The organism is Leuconostoc lactis, from assembly GCF_007954625.1.
GTDB classification, from domain to species: Bacteria; Bacillota; Bacilli; order Lactobacillales; family Lactobacillaceae; genus Leuconostoc; species Leuconostoc lactis_A.
Genome location: NZ_CP042420.1, coordinates 1,139,038 through 1,157,470 on the forward strand (window position 1 = coordinate 1,139,038; position 18,433 = coordinate 1,157,470).

Genomic DNA, 18,433 nt, shown 5'->3' on the forward strand with positions numbered 1-18,433 from the left:
TGAGTTATCTTAATATTATCATAATTTAGCCACAGCTGGGGTGAGCAGCTGTGGGCAGAGGTAAAATTTTGCAATAAAATGCACCATTTAAATATGGTACTATGGTAGTAATAGTAGTTTGTCGTTGATAAACTAACGCAACTGTTGCAAAACGGTCATACGAGATTGGAGGTTAAGAGCTAGAATGAGAGAACAATCATGGTATCGACGCTGGCTGTCAGGCAATAACTTATTGAACGGGTTATTGGTGATTTTACTGATTTTATTAATTATTTTTTTGAGTTGGCAAGTGCGGTTTATTTTGGAACCTATCCGTGCCTTATTTACGGCTGTTGGGGCGCCAATTTTAATCGCTGGGGTTTTGTACTATCTGTTGAGCCCCTTGGTAAAATTACTCACACGTTATACCCATATTCCAAGAGCGTTGGCAATTGGTTTGATATTAATTGCCATTATTGGGCTTGCTGCTGGCTTAATCACGATGTTAGTCGTCGTTTTGCGTTTTCAAGTGATGACGTTTATTGATAATTGGCCAAGTTATTGGCATACCAGTCAAAACTTTATTAACGAAACGTTTAAGTCTAGTCAATTTAAACCGGTACGGGAATTCTTAAATACGACCAACACCGGCATTAACCAAAATGTGATTGACTGGAGTAAAAAATACCTGACAACAGGGGTAGCTGGCATTAGCTCACTGGCGTCAACACTGACATCGGTTGGGATTACAGCCGTATCGACACCGTTTATTTTGTACTATATGTTGCTAGATGGGCATAAGTTTTCAGGCTTTGTTGCTGAAAAGTTTCCCCCTAAAGCACAACACTCATTACGGGAATTATTAACCGATATTAGTAAGCAAATTGCTAAATATATTCGTGGACAATTGGGCGTTGGTTTGGCTGTCATGATTATGTTTGGGATTGGGTATACGGTTATTGGTTTACCTTATGGCATTTTACTGGCGATGATGGCAGGTTTCTTCAATATGATTCCTTACGTCGGCTCAATTTTAGCTCAGGTACCCGTTTTCATTGTGGCCCTCATTGCTGGTGGCCCTAAATTGCTCATTTTGGTGATTATTGTGCTAGTGATTGAACAACCAATTGAAGGACATGTTATCGCGCCTAAAATTTTAGGGGATGCTTTGGCGATTCATCCGGTGACCGTTATTGTGGTATTGTTAACTGGTGCGCATATTTTTGGGGTGCTCGGCGTGATTTTGGGTGTGCCAACTTACGCGGTCCTCAAGGTCCTTGTGACGCGAATTTATACATGGTGGCGTAGTAACTCTGCCTTATTTAAAGAAGGAACGGAAGAAGTAGAACAATGACAAATCATATTGTGTTATTTGAACCGGTAATGCCGGCCAACACTGGTAATATTGCCAGAACAACTGCAGGAACGGATGCCGTATTACATCTGATTGAACCTTTAGGGTTTGAATTAGATGATAAGCATGTTAAGCGTGCTGGATTGGATTACTGGAAACATGTCCAATTGGTCAAGCATGATAGTCTACCAGACTTTCTAGACACTTTGCGTGAGACGGATCATCTCTATTTAGTTTCAAAGTTTGCGAACTACGACTATACCCAACCCGATTATTCGGTTACTGATGGCGATCATTATTTCCTCTTTGGTAAAGAAACGACTGGCTTGCCAGAAGTCTTTATGCGCCAAAACCCAGATAAAGCGATTCGTATTCCACAAGATGACACGCATATTCGATCATTAAACTTATCAAATACTGTGGCGATTGTCTTATATGAGGCACTGCGTCAACAAAGTTTCCCTAATTTGGAAACAACGCACACCTACGAACAAGATAAATTGAAATAAAGTGTTGACAAAGGGCGAAAATCTTGCTACTATAATATAGTTGTTTCAGTTATGAAACACACTGACCATGGCTCGTTGGTCAAGTGGCTAAGACGCTGCCCTTTCACGGCGGAATCGAGAGTTCGATTCTCTCACGAGCTATATCAAGTCGCAACTTCGGTTGCGGCTTTTTATGTTTTCAGGATAATCATTAAAAAGCGAACACCAGTTTGATTTGGTTTCATGATAAAATAAAAGACATAACGATCAGATTTAGAGGGGATTGATTTTGGCAACTCGTAAAACACCGCAACGCCGACGAACAACTGCATCAACTCGAAAAAAAAGCATGAATGCTGTGATTGGCAAAAACATTGCCTTGCTTCTAAGCATCTTTTTAGGCGTCATGGGGACGTTTAAATTGGGCTTGTTAGGCGCCTATGTGGCCAATGTCTTCCGATTGGGATTTGGTAATTTATATCTCGGCGTATTAGTCCCAATGACGGTGTTACTGGGCTATGCGATGATTTATAAGCGGCTACCAAAAATTGCGCGGCATTTTTGGCTTGGTGCCATCATGGCGTTTGTCGCACTGTTAACATTGTCGTCGTTGTTATTTTTTACCTATACTGTGAAAAATAGTAATGGTTATGTCCAAACTGTGATGACGTTGATTGGTCAAGATTTTGCCAATAAATCTGCCAATACCCCCGTCGGTGGTGGGGTAGTTGGTGCCATGCTCTATAACGGCTGCTTTACATTAGTCGCCAACATTGGGACTTGGTTGCTCTCCCTAATCTTACTGTTGAGTGGTGTCATCATCTTCTTTAGAATTCCGGCGCGTGATTTGACGCAAAAAGGGATTGAAAAAGCACAAAATGGGGTGGCTTATGTGCAAGAACAGCGCGCGAACATGCCACCACGCGAACCTTTATTTAAACGTCGGGAACGTCCCAAAAAGAGTATTACAGACTTTGGTGATGATCCGTTAGGTGTGAAATCAACCAAAACAGCCACAGCTGACCCTGTGGTACCGCCAGCCACCACGCCAGTTGCTGAGTTTGTCGAACCAGAAATCAAATGGCAAGGACCAGTGGCACCAGCTGAAACGTCACCAACGCCGGCACCAGTTGTGTCAACGCCTAAGCCAGCAAGCGCGACGCCGCCAGTATCTGATACAGGCGATGATGACGAGCCATTGGCTTTGGCGACAGAAACGTCAGGCCAAGATAATCCAGATTATGAATTGCCAACGGCTGATTTGTTGACCAAGGTATCGCCAACTGATCAGACCAAGGAATTCCAAAGTTTGACAGAAAAATCACGTCTCGTGCATGATACGCTGTTAAGCTTTGGTGTCGAAGCGGAAGTAACGAGTGTATCACTTGGGCCAACCGTGACTCAGTATGAATTGAAACCAGGTCAAGGGGTCAAAGTTAACCGAATTGCCAATTTGGCTGATGATTTAGCGTTGGCCTTAGCAGCCAAGTCTATCCGTATTGAAGCACCAATTCCAGGGAAACCTTACGTCGGCATTGAAGTGCCAAATGATACGCAAGCGACAGTTGGTTTCCGCGATATGATTGAACAGGCACCAAAGGATGATGACCATCCATTAAATGTGCCATTGGGACGTGATGTGACGGGTAATATCATTATGGCTAATTTGGCCGACATGCCGCATTTGTTGATTGCCGGTTCAACTGGATCGGGTAAGTCGGTTGGGTTAAATGGCATTATTATTTCGATTTTGTTGAAAGCCAAGCCAAATGAAGTTAAGTTGATGATGGTCGATCCCAAAGTGGTCGAATTATCGATTTATAATGGGATTCCGCATTTGTTGACACCGGTAGTGTCTGATCCGCGCAAAGCGGCGCGTTCACTCCAAAAAGTGGTTGACGAAATGGAAAATCGCTATAAATTGCTTGCCCAATTTGGGAAGCGTAACATTGGGGAATACAATGCTGCGGTCGAGCAACAAAATGCGGAAGCTAAGACAACTGGCGCATCTGTGATGCAAAAAATGCCTTATATTGTTGCGATTGTCGATGAATTTGCGGATTTGATGAGTACAGTCGGTTCCGAAATCGAAGTGTCCATCGCCCGACTAGGCGCAAAGGCCCGTGCGGCTGGGATTCACATGATTTTGGCCACTCAGCGACCAGATGTTAAAGTAATTAACGGGACGATTAAAAGTAATATTCCAGGGCGCATCGCCTTTAGAACAGCCTCTGGTATTGATTCACGCACGATTATCGATACAAACGGGGCTGAAAAATTGTTGGGGCGTGGCGATATGATTTTTGCCCCACCAGGTAAGCCAACGCAGCGTGTCCAAGGCGCCTTTATTAGTAATACTGACGTGACAAACGTAGTATCCTTTGTCAAGGCACAACAAGAAGTCCAATACTCAGAAGCGATGACAGTGACCGATGAAGAAATTGCTCAAGATGCGGGTGATGGTGGCGGTGCAGGCAACAGTGAAGATGAGTTGTTCCAAGAAGCTTTACAGTTCATTATTGAACAACAAAAAGCCTCTACCTCATTGTTGCAGCGGCGTTTCCGCATTGGTTATAATCGCGCAGCTCGCTTGATTGATGACCTCGAAGCAGGAGGTTATATTGGGCCTGCCGAAGGTTCTAAACCACGACATGTTAATATTAGTGATGGCAGTTCTGGTGTAGAACATTAAAAAAGATCGACTTGCGTCGATCTTTTTTTAGTCGTTAAAGAGGGGTTTGATTTGCGCTTGAAACTGACCGTCTGGATCATTGACAAACTTGGCATAATCTTGCCAATAACGATCTGATAAAATCGCGGGTTCAGCAATATTATCGGGAATATAAGCGCGGGGAATTTGCCCGTTATCAGTACGTGGGCCATCATATTGTTTGGCAAAGTCTTGTAACTTTTTTTCAACCACGATGGCTTGGGGCCCAAACCAGTTAATGGATTCACGATGAATCAGTTGATCAGCCGTTTCAAATACGCCCGTTTGTTCAGGGACGGCAAATGGATGGACCAATGAAACCAAAGTTGGTTGATGATTTTCTAAATAAACAATGCCACCCGCCATTTCTGACGGCAGGTTGGGTTGGTCGTGTTGATTGGTAGCGAGTAGCACAAGACCAGTGTCATCAATGTCAAGTTTGTCGGGTTGACCGAGAAAAATTTTTAATAAGTGTTCTGGTGAAATGCTGTATGTTTTCATAATTAATCCTGAATTGTAATAAATGAGAAACGGTTAAAGTCGAATAAGCCTTGATCAGTGATTTTAAGACTTGGAATAACTGGTAGTGCCATAAAAGACAAGGTCAAAAACGGATCAAATGGAATGTCGCTGAGTTCAGCAAAGGCCGCTTGCAGTTTGTGATCGTTCTCAATCACAGTTTGATAGGGCGCCTCTGACATTAAACCACCAATTGCCAAGGGCAGGGTGGTCACTTGGCCGTTGTGCACCACCACTTCACCACCGCCCATATCACGTAGTGTGTTGGCTGCCAAAATCATATCCTCATCATTAGTACCAGCAATAATCACGTTATGTGAATCATGGGCAATCGTTGAAGCAATCGCGCCACTTTTTAAGTGAAGCCCTTTAATGATGCCAATCCCGTGATCGAGGTTGTGATAACGCTCAGCAACGACAATTTTAGCGTAAGTCTCATCAGCGACAAACTGACCATCAACGGTTGGCACGTTTTCAACCAGATGTGTTGTGGTGATGTGATGCGGCATAATGCCAATCACATGAGCTGGTTTCTCGGGATCCAAAGGTAGTGTCAAATCCGCCGCCGTTAAGGTGAAATTCAGTGACTGATTGGCCAGGGGCAACACCGTGGTTTCGGCTTCGTTATACCATTGGCCGTTAACCATGACTTTTTGTGCGGTAAAGTCGTTTAATTGATCGATGATGACCAAATCCGCGACAAACCCATCGGTGAGGGCGCCGACATCAGTTAACCCTTGAGCTTTGGCGGCATTGTAACTGCCAATCGTAAAGGCCATGGCAGGCGACATGCCGTTTTGAATCGCTAGGCGAACATTAAAGTCAATTGAGCCTTCACGTTGCAGGTCATTGGCAGTTTTATCATCGGTTGCAAACGCAAAATGGGATTGGTTAGCCGTGGTGATTGCTGGTAAAATCGCTAATTCATCACGTTCAACGGTCCCTTCACGGACAAAAACAGCAAAACCAGCGTTCAAACGTTCCAGTGCTTGCTTGGCATTTTCACTTTCGTGATCGGTGCTAATCCCGTACTTGCGATAAATCGCCAGCTGTTTACGTGAAAGGCCGGACACATGGCCATCGACTTGTTTGCCGGCGGCTTGGGCGTCATGAATTTTTTGGTGCATGTCACTATCTTCATTAAAGACCGCTGGGAAATCCATGACTTCGGCCAAACCGTTGACTTCAGGCACGCTATAAAAAGGTTTAAGCGCATCGGCATGTAGCTTTGCGCCGGCGTGTTCAAATGGCGTCGCTGGCACAGAAGACGGGAGCATATAATGAATGTGTAGTGGTGACTGACGCGCTTCTTCTAACATATATTGAATGCCGGAAACGCCGGAAACACTCGCAATTTCATGCGGATCAGCAAAAATACGCGTCACCCCACGTGGGATGACCAGCTTACCAAATTCACTGGGGGCGAGCAATGAACTTTCAATATGGACGTGGGCATCAATGAGACCAGGGACGATATATTGGCCTTTGGCATCATAGGTATGCGCGGCTTGTAAGTCGGAACGTTGCCCACGATAGACAATCTTTTGATCATCAATCCAGAGTTCAGTTTCATCAAAAGTTAAGTTGAAGACATCTAATATTTTGGCGTTAATAATATGCCATGACACGGTTTTTGCCACAATAACACTCGCTTTCAATTTTTTAATAGTTTACCACAAATGGGCGGTGATGCAGCCTGAAATATTGGGTTGATAACGGGTAATTTAAGTCTTGATTTCAACTAGACCAATTTTTAAAATTTGTTGACAAAGTAAAAATATTGCCGTAGAATAGTGAATGTTAGGTTAATATAACGTATTGACCAATTTAATAAAGAGGGTAAATAAACTATGTGCGGAATTGTTGGATATACTGGTGTGAACCAAGTGTTGCCAAACTTGTTAAAAGGCTTAGAAAAACTTGAATATCGTGGTTATGATTCAGCTGGTGTCTATGTCAGCAACGGATCAGCTGGTGACTATTTAGTTCGCGAACAAGGACGCGTTGCCAAGCTAGAAGAAGCAACGAAAGACCAAGGGATTGCGGGAACTGCTGGTATTGCCCACACACGTTGGGCAACCCATGGTGGTGTTTCTGTTGAAAACGCCCACCCACATATGTCAGAAGATGGCCGTTTCTATTTGGTCCACAATGGCGTGATTGAAAACTATGATGAATTACGTGAAAAGTATTTGCAAGGTGTGAAATTGCATTCACAAACTGATACTGAAGTTGCGGTGCAATTGATTGATAAGTTCTCAAAAGAAAACAACTTATCAACACTCGATGCTTTCCGTCAAATGATTAGCTTGTTGGATGAAAACTCAGCTTATGGTTTCTTGTTGATGGATCGTGAAACACCAGATGTGATGTATGCAGCTAAGAAGAAGTCACCATTGTTGATTGGTGTGTCTGAAGAAGCTAACGTGGTGACATCAGATGCCGCCGCAATGCTTGATGTAACGAAGGACTTCATCGAATTGATGGATGGTGAAATTGCGGTAATCGATAAGGATGCCGTGACATTGTTCAACGCTGAAGGTGACGAAATCTCACGTGAACCTTTCCACATTGACATTGATGCTTCAGAAACAGATAAGGGTGTTTATCCTTACTACATGTTGAAAGAAATTGATGAACAAGCTGTGGTGGCGCGTTCATTGTCACAATATTATTTTGATGACAACAACCAAATTCAAAATATTGATCCAGCCATTATTGACGCCATGAAGGCCGCTGACCGTATTTATATTGTCGCTGCTGGGACGTCTTACCACGCTGGTTTGGTTGGCAAGCGTTACTTTGAACAATGGACTGGTAAGCCAACGGAAGTTCACATTTCATCAGAGTTTGCTTATGACCAACCTTTGTTGAGCGAGAAGCCATTCTTTATTTTCTTGAGTCAATCAGGGGAAACAGCCGACTCTCGTGAAGTGTTGGATAACGTGGTGAAGCAAGGTTATGGCTCATTGACAATTGCTAACGTGATGAATTCAACTTTGACACGTGAAGCTGACTTTGCCTTGCCATTGTTGGCAGGTCCAGAAATTGCCGTGGCCTCAACGAAGGCTTATACAGCTCAAATCATTGTTGAAGCCATTTTGGCCCATGCCGTAGGGGACAGCGGTCTTGACTTGAAGCATGAATTGGCGAAGGTGGCAGTTGAAATGCAAGTCATCATCGATCAAAAAGATGAATTCAAGGCAATTGCTGAATCAGCTTTGCGTGGTCGTCATTCAGCCTTTTACATTGGTCGTGGTTTGGATGCCGCAGTTGCCGTTGAAGCAGCCTTGAAGTTGAAGGAAATTTCATACGTGCAAACAGAAGGTTTTGCTGCTGGTGAATTAAAGCACGGGACAATCTCATTGATTGAAGAAGGCACACCAGTCTTTGCTTTGTTAACACAAGCGAAAACAGCTGGTCTTGTGCGTGGTGAAATTGCCCAAGTCGCAGCTCGTGGGGCAAACACAATTGTCTTTGCGACAAAGTCATTAGCAAAGCCAGGGGATGCCTACGTTTTGCCAGAAGTTAATGAACTTTTGATGCCATTGTTGGTGGTGATCCCAGCACAATTGATTGCTTACTATGCAACGCTTGATCGTGGTTTGGACGTTGACCGCCCACGTAACTTGGCGAAGTCAGTGACAGTGCAATAAGCCCAAAACGTGATAAGAAAATTCTTATCACGTTTTTTTGTGCCAAGGCTAGACATCTGGTAAAATAAATGAGATACCATTGCGCTTTTGCGCATGAAGGAGGGGGCCTCTTGGCGCTTTTTAAAACAAAAACAGATCCTAAAGTTGTACCAGCACAACTTAAAATTCCTGACCATATTGCCATCATCATGGATGGTAACGGACGATGGGCTAAAAAACGCATGATGCCGCGGATTGCGGGTCATAAAACTGGGATGAATACCGTTAAGCGGATTGCAACGGCAGCCAGTGATCTTGGCGTTAAAGTATTGACACTTTACGCTTTTTCAACGGAAAATTGGTCACGACCCAATGACGAAGTGAACTTTTTAATGCAGTTACCCATTGATTTTTTCAATGATTTTGTCCCTGATTTGATTAAAAACAATATTCGGGTCGAAGTGATGGGGAATATTGCTCAGTTGCCGGAAGGCACACAGCGTGCAGTCCAAAATGCGATTACGCAGACTGCTGGTGGCACCGGCATGGTGTTGAACTTCGCACTGAACTACGGTGGGCAAATTGAAATTGTTGAAGCAGCTAAGCAATTGGCACAACAAGTGTCAGCTGGCGATCTTGATCCGGCTGATATTACCCCTGAGAATTTCTCTGCGGCCTTACAAACGGCTGCTTTAGGGGCGCTTGCCGCACCTGATTTGTTAATTCGAACGTCAGGCGAACTGCGTTTGAGTAATTTTATGCCTTATCAAGCAGCTTATGCCGAACTTTATTTTACGGATGTTTTGTGGCCGGACTATACGGCTGACGATTTGCTGGCGGCTATTGCGTCGTTTACCCAACGTGACCGGCGCTTTGGCGGTTTAAATGAGACGGATGAAAGTGAGTCCTAAGATATGAAAACACGTGTCATCACGGCCGTTGTGGCCTTAATTGTATTTGTACCACTCTTGATTATTGGCGGTATTCCGCTACTTGTGTTAACTTTGGCAATGGGCATTGTTGGCATGAGTGAAATCCTACGTATGAAGCATCGTTTCTTGGTATCAATTGAAGCTTTGATTGCCTTTGTCGGGGTGGTTGCCTTGATCTTGCCTAACCAATTTTGGCAAGGGGTACCTGTTGTCCAAAGTGCGCATGTTGTTTTCTACATTCTAGCGTTCCTCATGTTGCTCAATACCATCATTGTGCGTAATCATTTTAATTTTGATGATGCGGGCGCTTTGACATTGGCTATGCTTTATATTGGGACTGGCTTCCATTATTTCTATCAAGCAGATAGCGTCGGATTGGCGACGGTGATGTTTGGCATGTTGATTGTTTGGATTACTGACTCAGGGGCTTACATGGTAGGTCGGGCAATGGGCAAGCACAAGCTGGCGCCTAAAATTAGTCCGAATAAGACTTGGGAAGGGTCAATTGGTGGCAGTGTTGTTGCCGTCATCATTGTCCCAGCGTTGTACACGATTTGCCACTGGTTACCTGCTTATAATTTTATTGAATTACTGGCCTTTACGGTGCTCTTATCGATTGCGGGTCAGCTTGGTGATTTGATTGAATCAGCCTTTAAGCGTCACTATGGTGTGAAAGATTCAGGACACATTTTGCCTGGTCACGGTGGCATTTTGGATCGCTTTGATTCAATGTTGATTGTGATGCCATTGATGTCACTTTTGGGCATGTTAGGATAACTTATGAATTTAACAGCCATCATTGCTTTTATTGTTATTTTTGGGGTCTTGGTGACCGTTCATGAATTTGGCCATTTTATTGCCGCCAAAAAAGTTGGGGTGCTTGTCCGTGAATTTGCAATCGGGATGGGACCTAAATTACTCAGTTGGCGTCGCAACCATACAACGTATACCATTCGTGTTTTACCGGTTGGTGGTTATGTACGGATGGCTGGAATGGATGAAACACCCGACTTAGACGCAGGTCAACGCGTCCGCTTAATTTTTGATGCGCAGGGGATTGTGACCACAATTGACACTCGTATTGAGGAATTGGGCGAGGGGGTACCGTTTCAAATTGATCGTTTTGATTTGACTGACGCGCTCACGTTGACGGGTTACCGTGCGGACGAGACCGATATGGTGACGGTTAAAGTTGATCATGATGCAACCATCATTGATAAACAGGGCATCGCCGTTCAAATTGCGCCGCGTGATACTTGGGTACAAAGTGCTAAAGTTTATCAACGTGCCTTGATCAACGTTGCGGGCCCAGTCATGAATTTTGTCTTAGCTTTGGTTGTTTTTTGTTTACTCGGTTTCTTACAACCTAGTGTGACCCTGAATCAACCAATCGTTGGCACAGTTCAATCTAACATGCCGGCGCAACAGGCTGGTCTACGGCCAAATGATCAAGTGCAAACGATTAATGGCCAAAAGATCCACTCTTGGGAACAGTTAGCAACAACTATTAGCCAGTCAACCAACCAAAAGTTAACCCTATCCGTGTTACGGCAGGGGAAGCCAGCAACACTGACATTGACTCCAAAGCAAGTTCAAGTTGACGGGGTGACTACGCGTTTAATTGGGATTACGCCAAAAACATATACCGACTTTGGTGCACGCCTAAAGTATGGTATATTAGCAACGGGTAGTACCACGCAGCGCATCTGGTATGCCATCACGCACTTGTTTAGTGGTGGCTTTAGCCTGAACAAACTCGGGGGGCCGGTATCAATTGCTAAGACGACCTCAACAGTTGCCAAAACTGGTTTCTTAAATATTTTGGTTTATATGGCGATGCTATCCATTAATTTAGGGATGATGAATTTGATTCCAATTCCGGCCTTAGATGGCGGCAAGTTGCTCTTGAATTTGATTGAAGCCATTTGGCGTCGACCATTACCAGAAAATATCGAAAATGCGGTGACCGTTGCTGGGGCAGCCTTTATGGTGGTCTTGCTGGTCGCGGTAACCATTAATGATTTACTTAGATAACTAGTTGTTCAAATAATAAGGCGCTTAGCGCCGTACATACTGTAAAAGGAAAAACGAGGATTCTCATGAAACAATCTAAACTATTAATGCCAACTTTACGCGAAGTACCAGCTGATGCGGAAGTTAAAAGTCACCAACTCTTACTCAAAGCAGGCTTTATTCGCCCAGTGGCAGCAGGAATGTTTGCTTATTTGCCATTAGCGCAACGGGTATTGAATAAAATTGAAGCCATTATTCGCGAGGAAATGGATCGGATTGATGCCAATGAAATGTTGGTACCAGAAATTTTGCCAGCAGAATTGTGGGAAAAGTCAGGGCGTTATGAAACTTATGGCCCTGCCTTGTATAAGTTCAAAAACCGTCAAGCGCGTGACTTTATTTTGGGGCCAACCCATGAAGAAACCTTTACGCAATTGATGGCTGATGACATCAAGTCATATAAGAAATTGCCATTAATCGTGTACCAATTGCAAGCAAAGTTCCGTGATGAAAATCGCCCACGGTTTGGTTTGTTGCGGACACGTGAATTCATTATGAAGGATGCGTATTCATTTAGTGCGGATCAAGCTGGTTTGGACCAAGCTTATCACGACATGGAAGCGGCTTACACCAATATTTTTGATCGCATTGGGTTGTCATACCGTGCAATCGTTGGGGATGCTGGGGCCATGGGTGGTTCAGATTCTAAAGAATTCTCAGCGCCTGCGGCAGCTGGTGAAGATATCATTGCCTATTCTGATGCGTCAGACTACGCAGCGAACTTAGAAATGGCAAAAGATTACTACGAACGTCAAGTGTCAACAGTTGAACCTTTGCCATTGGAAAAAATTAACACACCAAATGAAAAGACAATTGACGAATTGTCAGCATTATTGTCAGTGCCAGCATCGGAATTGGCTAAGACCATTACCTTTATTGCCGATGGCGAATTAGTCGCAGTTGTGACAACTGGTGATTATGAAGTCAATGATGTGAAGGTGCAAAACTTCTTGCAAGCCGACACGCTTGAACTAGCGGATGAGGCACAAGTGCGTGACTTAATTGGGGCTGGATTTGGCTCATTAGGACCAGTGAACTTGCCAGAAAATGTGCGTTTGTTAGTCGACGAACGAGCTGCTGATTTGGTTAACTTTGCTGCTGGTGCTAATGAAGATGGCAAGCATTACGTGAACATTAACTGGCAACGTGATGTGGCACTAGATCCAGAAAATGTTGGTGATTTCCGTACTGCGCGTGAAGGTGATTTAGCCATTGATGGCAAGGGTCACTTGGTGTTCACGCGTGGGATTGAAATTGGTCACATTTTCAAACTCGGAACACGTTATTCAAAGACAATGGGTGCCCAAATTCTTGATGAAAATGGTCGTCAAATTGATATGATCATGGGTTCATACGGGATTGGTGTGTCACGTTTGTTGAGTGCGATTGCTGAACAGATGGCCGACGACGATGGGTTGGTTTGGCCAGCAAGTGTTGCACCATTTGATGTGCACATTGTGCCAGTAAACTTGAAAGATGAAGATCAAGTACGGATTACGAGTCAACTGGAAGCTGAATTGACAGCGCAAGGGCTTGATGTCTTGGTTGATGATCGTAAGGAACGCGCGGGCGTTAAATTTGCCGATGCTGATTTGATTGGCTTGCCAATCCGTATCACAGTCGGTAAAAAAGCTGCTGAAGACGTTGTCGAAGTCAAAGTACGTGCAAGCAATACCAACATTGAAATGCGGGTCAGTGAAGTAGTCGACTCAGTTTCAGTTTTGTTAAATGGCGATAAATAATCACGCACAAAAGGCCGATTTGATCGGCTTTTTTAATCAGTAAAAGAAGGGGGAACCATGGCAATATCCCAAGAAGAACAACTGCAACATCTCATCTCACAAATTCAGCTGGCTGATGATGTGCAACCATTTTTTGCTGAGGGACGTTTGAAGCAAGTCACCGTCGCCAAACAAGCCAAAACGTGGACTTTTCATATCGTATTAAATGACATTTTACCGGTCCATGTCTTCATGCAATTTCGGCAACAATTACAAGCGGCGTTTACCAATATTGCACAGACCCAATTAAACATTGAGACACCGGTCCAAACCATTGATGCAACACAGGTCAATCAATATTGGCATATTGCCTTAGCCGACTCGGACTTAAATCACGCGGCGAGTCAACAATTAACAAGTAATACGATGTTGCGCCAAATTGATGCCCAACATTTTGGCATTGCCGTCGGCGCGCAATTATTGTATAACGCGCTGACCGATACGGCCTTGCAGTCAATTAGTCAGGCCTATCGTCGTTATGGCTTCCCAGAATTACTGTTGACACCGCAACAAGACGAAGATTTAGCCCAACAAATTGCTGAAAGCGTTGCCCAACATCATGCCAAAGCGCAGGAAGATTTACAAAAAGCCATCCAAGCAACGGAACAAGCTAAACCCAAGGCTTCATCTGAAGGGGTACCGTTGACATTGGGACGTAAAATCGCTGCTGATGGTGACATCACGCGTCTTGAGACGATTGAAGGTGAAGAAAATCGGGTAGTGATCGAAGGTTATATCTTTGCGCATGAAGTACGCGAGTTGCGTTCTGGGCGTAAGCTCATGACGATCAAAGTCACAGATTATTCGAGTTCGATTGCGGCCAAGAAATTTTCAAATAATGAAACGGACGAAGCTGTTTTTGACGGGCTAAAACCCGGCATGTGGGTCCGGTTGTCTGGTAATGTGCAAGAAGACACTTATGCGCGTGAATTGGTGATGAACATTTACGATTTGCAAGTGATTGACCATGAGAGTCGCGTTGACACCTATCCAGGTGATAAAAAGCATATCGAGCTGCATGTGCATACCAATATGTCAACAATGGATTCGGTGACCGACTATGGCGCAGTAGCCAAATTGGCCAAAAGTTGGGGCCAAACAGCATTAGGCGTGGTCGACACGGCGAATGTGCAAGGCTTCCCAGAAGCCGTGGCTGCCGGCAAGAAAAATGATCTCAAAATGATTTATGGGATGGAAGCGAATTTAGTTGAAGATGGGGAACCAATTGCCTTTAATCTAGCTGATGTGCCATTACTCGGACCAGAGACAACTTTTGTCGCTTTCGACTTGGAAACCACAGGACTTTCAGCCGTAACGGATAAAATCATTGAATTATCCGCGGTTAAGATGCAACTCGGGAATGTGGTGGATCAATTCTCTGAATACATCAATCCTGGTTTTCCCTTGTCAGAATTTACGACTGAACTGACATCAATTACGGATTCAATGGTTGCCAATGCCGATCCAGAAAGCGACGTCATCCAACGTTTCCGAGATTGGGTTGGGGATGCGGTCCTAATTGGGCACAATGTGACGTTTGATATTGGGTTTATGAATGCTGCATATGCCCGCTATCAAAAACCAGCCATCAGCAATCCGGTAATTGATACGTTGCCATTTACCCGTTGGCTGTACCCTGATTACAAATCTTACCGATTAGGGACAATCGCCAAGCGTTTTAATATCAACCTCGAACAAGCGCACCGAGCCATTTTCGATTCGGAAACGACCGGACATATTGCGTGGCGTTTAATGAAAGAGGTCAAAGAACGCTATGATCTGACCAGCCATCAACAGCTAAATGATCATATGACAGAAGGGGATGCTTGGAAACATGGCCGACCGGTACATGCTACGTTGTTGGTAAAAAATGCCGTCGGTTTAAAGCATCTTTATGAATTAGTCTCGCGCTCAAATATTGAATTTTTTGCGCGTGTACCACGTATTCCGCGTTCCGTTTTGGAACAACATCGGGAAGGCTTATTAGTCGGTACAGGTGATACAGGTGGTGACGTGATTGTCACATTAATTGAAAAAGGTTATGATGCAGCGTTAGAAAAAGCGGCGTATTATGACTTTATTGAAATTCAGCCCACCGCCAATTATGCACCGATGATTGAATCGGGGTTGATTGCTGATACCGATAAATTACATGATATTCTCCGTGATATGGTGGCGATTGGTGATGAATTGGATAAGCCGGTGGTCGTTACTGGCGATATCAAGTATACGAATCCAGAAGATCGGATTTATCGTCAAATCTTAATTGCCACCCAGCCAGGTAATCCGCAAAATCGGACAACCTTACCAGAATTGCATTTCAAAACAACGCAAGAACTACTTGACGATTATGCGTTCTTGGGTGAGGACTTGGCGAAGAAAGTCGTGATTGACAATACGCATGTGATTGCAGATAGTCTAGAAGATGTGGCGCCGCTTAAGAGTGGCTCGTACCCGCCAAATATTCCGACTGCTGGTGAGGAATTAACCCGGCGAACACTGGAGACGGCTAAAAAATGGTACGGTGATCCCATTCCAGATGTCATTCAAGCCCGTATTGATCAAGAATTAAAAGCCATTATTGGTAACGGCTTTGCGCCGCACTATATGATCGCCCAACGTTTGGTTGAAAAGTCCAATAAAGACGGTTATCTGGTTGGCTCGCGTGGCTCAGTCGGGTCATCATTTGTGGCGACAATGTCTGGGATTACCGAAGTTAATCCGTTTGCCCCGCATTATCGTAGTGCCCATGGCGACTATTTTGAACTCGCTGACCCAAAAGTTTATGAATCAGGCTATGACTTGCCAGATAAACCAGACCCAAATCATCCTGGTGAAATGTTGATCGGTGATGGGCAAAATATTCCGTTTGAAACCTTCATGGGATTCAAAGGGGATAAGGTGCCAGATATTGATTTGAACTTTTCGGGCGATTATCAACCGATTGCGCATAATTACATGAAAGTCTTGTTCGGTGAACACAATGTGTACCGTGCCGGTACGATTGCGACGGTGGCGGAAAAAACCGCCTTTGGTTATGTCAAAGGTTATGAACGCGATCATGATAAGCATTACCGTGGGACAGAAGTAGAACGTTTGGCCCAAGGAATTACTGGGGTTAAGCGGACAACAGGGCAACATCCAGGTGGGATTTTGATTGTGCCACGTGAATATGATGTCTATGATTTCACACCGGTCCAATATCCGGCCGATGATCAAAAATCATTGTGGCAAACAACGCACATGGATTACCATTCGATTCACGATAATTTGCTCAAAATGGATATTTTGGGACATGATGATCCGACGATGGTGCGCACATTAAAGGATATGTCAGGGATTGATCCGCAATCAATTCCAGTTAATGATCCTGGCGTCTTGAGCCTGTTTACCTCGCCAAAAGCATTAGGCGTGACGCCAGAACAGATTTTTTCTAAAACAGGCACACTTGGTTTGCCTGAATTTGGGACGAACTTTGTGCGAGGCATGTTGGAAGAAACGCAACCCCACAATTATTCTGAACTATTGCAAATTTCTGGTTTGTCTCACGGGACGGATGTGTGGCTAGGGAACGCCAATGAATTAATTGAAAACGGAACCGCAACGATTGGAACCGTGATTGGAACCCGTGATAAGATCATGACGGATTTGATTAACTGGGGTTTCCCAGCAGCTGATGCGTTTAAGGTCATGGAAAAAGTGCGTAAAGGGAAAGGGATTACGGATGAGTATCAGGCCCAGTTACGTGCAGCAAAGATTCCAGAATGGTATATCCAATCGATGCTCAAGATCAAATATATGTTCCCCCGAGCACACGCGGCGGCGTATGTTTTGATGGCCCTACGAATTGCCTATTTTAAGGTGTATTTCCCAACGATTTATTATGCGACCTACTTCTCAGTCCGCGCTGATCAATTTGATATTGTGGCCATGAGCCGCGGTAAAAATGCGACAAAAGAAGCGTTAAAGCGTTTACGCGCCTTGGGTAATGATGCCACGGTTGGCGATAAAAACCTTTTGACGGTATTGGAGATGGCGAATGAAGCTTTAGAACGTGGGATTACCTTCTCAATGGTTGATTTATATAAGTCAGAAGCCAGCGAGTGGGTGATTGATGGTGATACACTCATCCCACCGTTCTCCGCAGTCCCAAGTTTGGGCGATAACGTGGCCAAGCAAATCATTGTGGCGCGCCAAGAAAAGCCATTTTTGAGTAAGGAAGATTTGAAAAAGCGTGGGAAGGTCTCCCAAACAGTCATTGATTATTTGACGAAAAATTCAGTCTTAGATGGCATGCCAGACGAAAATCAATTGAATTTGTTTGATTTTTAACCACCAGTCACCACAATCGCGCTACGGCGTGTAACAAGATACAACAACGGAGAGTGTAGTATGAAACACGAATGGCACCAAAAAGTGGCTAATTATTTTGAATATGTCTTAAATAGCCTCATGATTCTTATCGGGATTGTGATTTTTGGCTTTTTGTTGCGCGAAATTTATAATTTAGCGCATTTACTCCTGACAGTGGGGGATATGCGGTCACACTTTAATCAAATTACGGATGCCACGCTTGCCGTCTTCTTGTTCTTTGAGTTTATGAGTTTGGTCCGCGAATATTTTATCAAGGACGCTCATATTTCGATGGAAAGTTTTCTTTATATCGGGGTGACTGCCTTGATTCGGGCGATTTTGGTATATCATGATCAAACGATGAAAACGTTGCTATTGGCCTTATCAATCGGTATCTTAGTGGTCGCCTTGACGGTGTACCGTTATTTCCGAGAAAAAGATAAGCAACAGAAACTACCACATTAATCGGCCAGTTTTGAATCGAAAAGCACGGTTTGCCGTGCTTTTTTGCATGGTTTAAACATGGTATGATAAGAGATGAAAATACGCGGAGGAGAGTCATTCACGGCAGAAAAGATGCCATGTGTACAGGTTATCTCGTACATGTGC

Annotated in this window: 12 protein-coding genes and 1 tRNA gene; 11 read left to right on the plus strand and 2 right to left on the minus strand. The window is 44.2% G+C overall.

Annotated features, from left to right (window positions below):
- Positions 1-184 precede the first annotated feature (184 nt).
- The 4 genes from FGL80_RS05740 (at position 185) to FGL80_RS05755 (ending at position 4,513) form a co-directional block, all read left to right on the plus strand.
- Positions 185-1,333, plus strand: a complete 1,149-nt coding sequence (locus tag FGL80_RS05740) for an AI-2E family transporter (protein WP_010000284.1) — start codon at positions 185-187, stop codon at positions 1,331-1,333.
- Positions 1,330-1,842, plus strand: a complete 513-nt coding sequence (locus FGL80_RS05745; protein WP_147001850.1) for a tRNA (cytidine(34)-2'-O)-methyltransferase — start codon at positions 1,330-1,332, stop codon at positions 1,840-1,842. The genes FGL80_RS05740 and FGL80_RS05745 overlap by 4 nt, the downstream gene beginning before the upstream one ends.
- A 69-nt stretch (positions 1,843-1,911) precedes the next feature.
- A tRNA-Glu gene (locus FGL80_RS05750) sits at positions 1,912-1,983 on the plus strand.
- Positions 1,984-2,110: 127 nt separating this feature from the next.
- A complete protein-coding gene (locus FGL80_RS05755; RefSeq protein WP_055308063.1) occupies positions 2,111-4,513 on the plus strand; it encodes an FtsK/SpoIIIE family DNA translocase in 2,403 nt (800 codons plus the stop codon).
- A gap of 27 nt (positions 4,514-4,540) precedes the next feature.
- On the opposite strand, the gene FGL80_RS05760 is transcribed toward FGL80_RS05755, so the two are convergent.
- Both FGL80_RS05760 and ade read right to left on the minus strand, forming a co-directional pair.
- Positions 4,541-5,032: a hypothetical protein gene (locus tag FGL80_RS05760; RefSeq protein WP_055308062.1), complete on the minus strand. Its 492-nt coding sequence runs from the start codon at positions 5,030-5,032 to the stop codon at positions 4,541-4,543.
- Between the two features lie 2 nt (positions 5,033-5,034).
- Positions 5,035-6,690 carry an adenine deaminase gene (gene ade / locus FGL80_RS05765; protein ID WP_055308126.1) on the minus strand — a complete coding sequence of 552 codons (1,656 nt, stop codon included), beginning with the start codon at positions 6,688-6,690 and terminating at the stop codon, positions 5,035-5,037.
- Between the two features lie 210 nt (positions 6,691-6,900).
- Here ade and glmS point away from each other — a divergent pair, with 210 nt between their 5' ends.
- The 7 genes from glmS to FGL80_RS05800 all read left to right on the plus strand — a co-directional run bounded on the left by glmS (position 6,901) and on the right by FGL80_RS05800 (position 18,289).
- Entirely contained in the window at positions 6,901-8,706 is a 1,806-nt protein-coding gene (gene glmS / locus FGL80_RS05770) for a glutamine--fructose-6-phosphate transaminase (isomerizing) (RefSeq protein WP_055308061.1), read from the plus strand.
- A 110-nt stretch (positions 8,707-8,816) separates the two neighbouring features.
- Positions 8,817-9,596 carry an isoprenyl transferase gene (locus FGL80_RS05775; RefSeq protein WP_055308060.1) on the plus strand — a complete coding sequence of 260 codons (780 nt, stop codon included), beginning with the start codon at positions 8,817-8,819 and terminating at the stop codon, positions 9,594-9,596.
- A gap of 3 nt (positions 9,597-9,599) precedes the next feature.
- Entirely contained in the window at positions 9,600-10,394 is a 795-nt protein-coding gene (locus FGL80_RS05780; protein WP_147001851.1) for a phosphatidate cytidylyltransferase, read from the plus strand.
- A 3-nt stretch (positions 10,395-10,397) separates the two neighbouring features.
- Positions 10,398-11,651 (plus strand): RIP metalloprotease RseP, encoded by a 1,254-nt coding sequence (gene rseP, locus FGL80_RS05785; protein ID WP_055308059.1) that lies wholly within the window; start codon positions 10,398-10,400, stop codon positions 11,649-11,651.
- Between the two features lie 65 nt (positions 11,652-11,716).
- A complete protein-coding gene (locus FGL80_RS05790; protein WP_055308058.1) occupies positions 11,717-13,432 on the plus strand; it encodes a proline--tRNA ligase in 1,716 nt (571 codons plus the stop codon).
- A 57-nt stretch (positions 13,433-13,489) separates the two neighbouring features.
- Complete coding sequence (locus tag FGL80_RS05795; RefSeq protein WP_147001852.1) at positions 13,490-17,803, plus strand: PolC-type DNA polymerase III; 4,314 nt, start codon at positions 13,490-13,492, stop codon at positions 17,801-17,803.
- A gap of 60 nt (positions 17,804-17,863) precedes the next feature.
- Complete coding sequence (locus tag FGL80_RS05800; protein ID WP_055308056.1) at positions 17,864-18,289, plus strand: phosphate-starvation-inducible protein PsiE; 426 nt, start codon at positions 17,864-17,866, stop codon at positions 18,287-18,289.
- Positions 18,290-18,433: the final 144 nt, after the last annotated feature.

Coding starts and splice junctions, on each gene's coding strand:
- FGL80_RS05740 (WP_010000284.1), top strand. CDS start 185: ATGAGAGAACAATCATGGTATCGACGCTGGCTGTCAGGCAATAACTTA.
- FGL80_RS05745 (WP_147001850.1), top strand. CDS start 1,330: ATGACAAATCATATTGTGTTATTTGAACCGGTAATGCCGGCCAACACT.
- FGL80_RS05760 (WP_055308062.1), bottom strand. CDS start 5,032: ATGAAAACATACAGCATTTCACCAGAACACTTATTAAAAATTTTTCTC.
- glmS (WP_055308061.1), top strand. CDS start 6,901: ATGTGCGGAATTGTTGGATATACTGGTGTGAACCAAGTGTTGCCAAAC.
- FGL80_RS05780 (WP_147001851.1), top strand. CDS start 9,600: ATGAAAACACGTGTCATCACGGCCGTTGTGGCCTTAATTGTATTTGTA.
- rseP (WP_055308059.1), top strand. CDS start 10,398: ATGAATTTAACAGCCATCATTGCTTTTATTGTTATTTTTGGGGTCTTG.
- FGL80_RS05790 (WP_055308058.1), top strand. CDS start 11,717: ATGAAACAATCTAAACTATTAATGCCAACTTTACGCGAAGTACCAGCT.
- FGL80_RS05795 (WP_147001852.1), top strand. CDS start 13,490: ATGGCAATATCCCAAGAAGAACAACTGCAACATCTCATCTCACAAATT.
- FGL80_RS05800 (WP_055308056.1), top strand. CDS start 17,864: ATGAAACACGAATGGCACCAAAAAGTGGCTAATTATTTTGAATATGTC.